Genomic DNA, 5,038 nt, shown 5'->3' on the forward strand with positions numbered 1-5,038 from the left:
CGCCACCGCTCCGACGCCAAAAGCGCCCTCATCACCCTCGTCGAACACGCCCTCATGGCACGGCTCAAGTAGCAGGTCGGCAAGCATTTGGTTCAAGTGAGCGAAGATATACGCTAGTTGTCGTAAATGTTCATGGGCGGGCTGTGTCCTTTGACACGGTCCGCCCTTGCGTTCATAACGTTTCGACAGAGAATTGACACGGCCCGGACACTGGTTGCATTCGGTCGGTGCCACTGCGCTCATGTCCACCTCGGCTTTTGAAGGGGCTCGCTCTTTATGCCCGTTTTATCTGCCGATACCATTGGTAGGAATGGCTGATTCCAACTGTTTGGAACGGACCCGCTCCACATGCTGAAATTCGACGAACTTCTGAGTAGTACGGCTCTGAACGAAACACGGCACAGCTCAGGTGCCGGTGCCGAGAGGTTGTTGGTCGAGTGAGGCGAAGCATGACGGGCTCCGCGGAGCAGCAGGCGCGGGGCAACTTCACCCCGCCCCCGCGCACAGCGGCGCCCTCGGAAGAGCCAGCGCCGCGACCACCGCACAGCACTGCCGACGGTGGCCCCAGCGGCATCAGCCCGCTGTCTCCCCGTAACTGGCGGGTGCCGACCAAGCTGAACGCGATCCTGCTGATACCCGCCATCGTCGCACTGGTGATGGGCGGTCTCCAGGTCAAGGGCTCGATCGAGACCTGGGACGAGGCGCAGAAGGCCGAGAAGACTGCGCTGATCGTGCGGGCCGCGTCGGAGTACGGCGAGGCGCTCCTCAATGAGCGCGATCTGACCGCCACGACACTCCTGGCCGCCGAATCCACCGCCTCTCGTCAGTCCGACGTCATCGCCTCCGCATACGCCGCCACGGACGCGGCGAGGAGGAAGTTCGACGACGCCGTCCGCACCCTTCCCGAGGGACAGGGCCTCGAACGGCGACTGACCCTCTTCCGCGAGCAGGAACCGGAGTTGCGCACGCTCCGCGCGACTGCCTACACCTCCGGCATGGACCCGGTGGCCACGGAGGAGGGCTACGTCAGGATTCAGCACCCCCTGATGTCGTTCTCCAACGAACTCGGCTTCGGCACCGGAAACGTCTCTTCGTACGGCCGTACGGTCTACGCGATCCAGCTGGCCAAGGCCGCCGGGTCCCTGCAGCGCTCCATCGGGACGCATCTGCTGGTACGACCCAGCCCCAAGCCCGATATCGCCGCCAAACAAGCCATCGCGTTCAACTCGTACAACTACCTGGAATCGATCGCGGTCAGCGAGTTCGTCTCCGGCGGCACCAAGTCGGACGCCGACCGGCTGCAGCGGGTCATGGCGCAGAAGAGTGCCGCGGTCGACAAGAAGTTCCGGGACTCCGACCTCGAAGTGCCGAAGGAAGGCAACTCCGCCTTCGCCGGAATGGCCCTGCAAATAGGCAGCGGTGCCACACCTGAGGCGCTGGCCAAGAGGGGCGTGACCCCCTCGGCGTGGATGACCGCCGCCACCGCCAGGTTCGAGGGGTACAGCGAGGTTGAGCGCGAGTTGCTGGAGCGTACCGTCGAGGAAGCCTCCTCGATCGCCGCGGACGCCCAGCGGGACGCCATCATCAACGGTCTGGTCACCGTCCTCGCGCTGCTCACCGCGTTCATCGTGGCCGGAGCCGTCGCGCGCCAGATGAGCCGCTCCATGCTGCGGCTGCGCAGTGCCGCCTTCTCCATCGCCGAGCAGCGGCTGCCCACCCTGGTCGATCAGCTCTCCCGCGCCGAACCGGGTCGGGTCGACACCCGTGTCGAGCCGATCCCGATCGACAGTCAGGACGAGATCGGCGAGGTCGCCCGCGCCTTTGACCAGGTCCACCGGGAGGCGGTGCGACTCGCCGCCGAGCAGGCCATGCTGCGTGGCAACGTCAACGCGATCTTCACCAATCTCTCCCGCCGCAACCAGTCGCTGATCGAGGGTCAGCTGACCCTGATCACCGAGCTGGAGAACGGGGAGGCCGACCCGGACCAGCTGGCCTCCCTCTTCAAGCTGGACCACCTCGCGACCCGGATGCGCCGCAACGGCGAGAACCTCCTGATCCTCGCGGGCGAGGAGCCGGGTCGCCGCTGGAACCAGCCCGTACCGCTGGTCGACGTGCTCCGGGCCGCAACGTCCGAGGTGGAGTCGTACGAGCGCATCGAGCTGTCCGGGGTGCCGGAGTCCGAGATCCACGGGCAGGCCGTGACCGACCTGGTGCATCTGCTGGCCGAGCTGCTGGAGAACGCCACCACGTTCTCGTCTCCGCAGACCAAGGTGCGGGTGACGGCGACCCGGCTGCCTGACGGCCGCGTCATGATCGAGATACATGACAAGGGCATCGGGCTGACCGCCGAGGACTTCGCCGACATCAACCACAAGTTGGCCAATCCGCCGACCGTGGACGCCGCGGTGTCCCAGCGCATGGGCCTCTTCGTGGTCGGCCGGCTCGCCGACCGACACAGTGTCCGGGTCCAGCTGCGTCCCTCCGGTGAGCAGGCGGGCACCACCTCCCTGGTGATGCTCCCCGACGCGATCACCCATGGCGGCGGCGATGAGCAACTGCCGGAGACCACCTTCACCGTCTCGCAGATCCGTACCGAGCAGCCGGCCTTCGCGAGCCCCCCGCCCCGCACGGCCGCCGAGCTCGGATTCGACGATTCGCGGTACGAGGTCGCGGCCGCCCCCGCGGAGAGCGCGGGGAAGCCTGACCCCATGGGCCGCTCACGCAAGCGCGAGGAGCGTCGTGCGGCGCTGGCGGCCCAGTCCCAGGACGCGGGGCCCACGGCATCACCCGAGCCCTACACACAGCCTCAGGAGCCGTCCCAGCCCGCCCAGTCGCAGCAGGGGCCGGACGGACAGCAGCAGTACGTCGCCGACTTCGTCCAGCCGTATCCACAGCCGGCGTACCCCGGTCAGGAGTTCGGCCAGAACGGGCCGCACACCGAGCAGGGCCAGCCGTACGGCGACTTCCCGGGCTCCGCATCAGGTGGTTACCCGAACCAGCCGATGCATCAGGCGCCCCAGCAGCACCAGATGCAACAGCAGAACCAAGCGCATCCGGGGCACCCGGGGAGTCCCTATCCGGAAGCGGCGTATCCGAGCCAGCAGCCAAGTGATCCACAGTTCGCTGGTCAGTTCGAAGGCCACCCTCACCAGGGGGACTGGACCGATCAGAGCTCGTCCCACAACACTTTTGAGTCCGATTTTCGGCCAGAATCGGAATCGGCCTCATCTGTCTCCAGCGGCCCCACAACCGGTTCCGAACGCGTAGGCTTCGAACGTCCGGGACCCTCTTCGAGCAGCGGTCATGAGCTGACCGAGGCCGGTCTGCCGCGGCGCGGCAGTCAGCAGAAGTCGCAGCCTGAGCAGCGACAGCCTCAGCAGCAGTGGCAGCCGCCCGGGGAGCGGACCACTCAAGCGGCGCAGAGCGCTCAGTCCGAGGCGGTGGTCGGCGGTGGCAGTGGCGCGGCGCAGACCGCGGCAGAGCCCGGGGATTGGCATTCCACCAATGACGAGCGCTGGCACCGGGCGGAGAAGCTCCGCGAGCCGAAGGCAGGTGGAATCACCGCCTCCGGCCTCCCGAGGCGGGTACCCAAGGCCAACCTCATCGAGGGAGCCGCGGAGCAGTCCCCCCAGCGAGGGCCCCAGATCTCCCGTGCCCCTGAGGACGTCCGTGGCAGGTTGAGCAACCTGCGCCGCGGTGTCCAGCAGGGACGTAACGCGGGAGCGGACACGAACGGACCGGGCTTCGGCCCGGGCAGCAGCTACCACCAGGAGCGTTAGTGTGAGCCCGATGAGCCAGGCGGCGCAGAATCTGAACTGGTTGATCACCAACTTCGTGGACAACACCCCTGGGGTGTCCCACACGGTGGTGGTCTCCGCCGACGGACTCCTACTGGCGATGTCTGAAGGATTCCCGCGCGATCGGGCGGATCAACTGGCGGCGGTCGCCTCCGGATTGACCTCCCTCACCGCGGGAGCGTCAAGAATCTTCGAAGGCGGCGCCGTCAACCAGACGGTGGTGGAGATGGAGAGGGGCTTCCTCTTCATCATGTCCATCTCCGACGGCTCATCGCTGGCCGTGCTGGCCCACCCGGACGCCGATATCGGCCTGGTGGGCTATGAGATGGCCTTGCTGGTGGACCGCGCCGGGAGTGTTCTCACTCCTGACCTCCGCGCCGAACTTCAGGGGAGTCTTCTCAACTAATAGGCAGACAGTGCGTTTCGCGCCATCGCACCATAGGGTGCGGTGGCGCGGCCCCCCACACAGGGACAGGAACCGGCTACTCGCGGTCGGAGGAGGAAACGTGGCAACACCCCCAGGCGGACGTGGTTATGACGGCGGTGCTCACCGGATGCCCGGTGAGCACTCCCACAACCGCTATAACTTTCCTTCGGCCCCGAGCGGGCAGGGCGCGCAGCAGCCCTACCAGCAGCAGTCGTATCCACCGCACGACGCACAGCCGTACCCACCGCACGACCAGCAGCAAGACCCCCAGCGGTACGATCCACGGTGGTATCCACCGCAGGAGCAAGAGCGGTACGACCAACCGCAGTACGACCAGCAGCAGCAGCGTTATCAACAGCGGCAGCGACCACCCGAGCCGCCGTCGCACCAGAACGCGCACAACCCGCTGGTGCGTCCGTACGCCATGACCGGTGGCCGGACCCGGCCGCGATACCAGCTCGCCCTTGAGGCGCTGGTCAGTACTACGGCAGATCCGGCGAGGCTGCAAGGGCAACTGCCCGAGCACCAGCGGATCTGCCGCCTGTGCTTCGAGATCAAGTCGGTAGCGGAGATCTCGGCACTCCTCCATATTCCCCTCGGTGTCGCCCGAATCCTCGTGGCCGACCTTGCCGAGGCGGGGATGGTGGCCATCCATCAACCCGGCGGCGACGAGGCCGTCGGCGGTCAACCAGATGTGACACTGCTCGAAAGGGTGCTCAGTGGACTTCGCAAGCTCTAGCGGCGGTGCAGCCCGCTCAACCACCAGCGCGAAAATCGTGGTGGCGGGCGGATTCGGCGTGGGCAAGACCACGTT

The 5,038-nt window shown here is 66.7% G+C and carries 3 protein-coding genes and 2 pseudogenes; all 5 read left to right on the top strand.

Going from position 1 to position 5,038, the window contains the following annotated elements; all coding sequences use genetic code 11:
* Window positions 1–72 (top strand): annotated as a pseudogene (locus NBG84_RS34295) (ATP-binding protein); the annotation flags it as partial.
* A gap of 377 nt (window positions 73–449) precedes the next feature.
* A complete protein-coding gene (locus tag NBG84_RS34300) occupies window positions 450–3,779 on the top strand; it encodes a nitrate- and nitrite sensing domain-containing protein (RefSeq protein ID WP_250923596.1) in 3,330 nt (1,109 codons plus the stop codon).
* A gap of 10 nt (window positions 3,780–3,789) precedes the next feature.
* The gene (locus NBG84_RS34305; RefSeq protein ID WP_006127847.1) at window positions 3,790–4,203 is read left to right on the top strand and encodes a roadblock/LC7 domain-containing protein; all 414 of its coding nucleotides are present in this window, start codon (window positions 3,790–3,792) and stop codon (window positions 4,201–4,203) included.
* 100 nt (window positions 4,204–4,303) lie between these two features.
* Complete coding sequence (locus NBG84_RS34310) at window positions 4,304–4,963, top strand: DUF742 domain-containing protein (RefSeq protein WP_250923597.1); 660 nt, start codon at window positions 4,304–4,306, stop codon at window positions 4,961–4,963.
* A pseudogene (locus NBG84_RS34315) lies at window positions 4,944–5,038 on the top strand (ATP-binding protein); the annotation flags it as partial. The gene NBG84_RS34310 and the pseudogene NBG84_RS34315, both read left to right, overlap by 20 nt.

The organism is Streptomyces albipurpureus (assembly GCF_023701525.1).
GTDB classification, from domain to species: Bacteria; Actinomycetota; Actinomycetes; order Streptomycetales; family Streptomycetaceae; genus Streptomyces; species Streptomyces albipurpureus.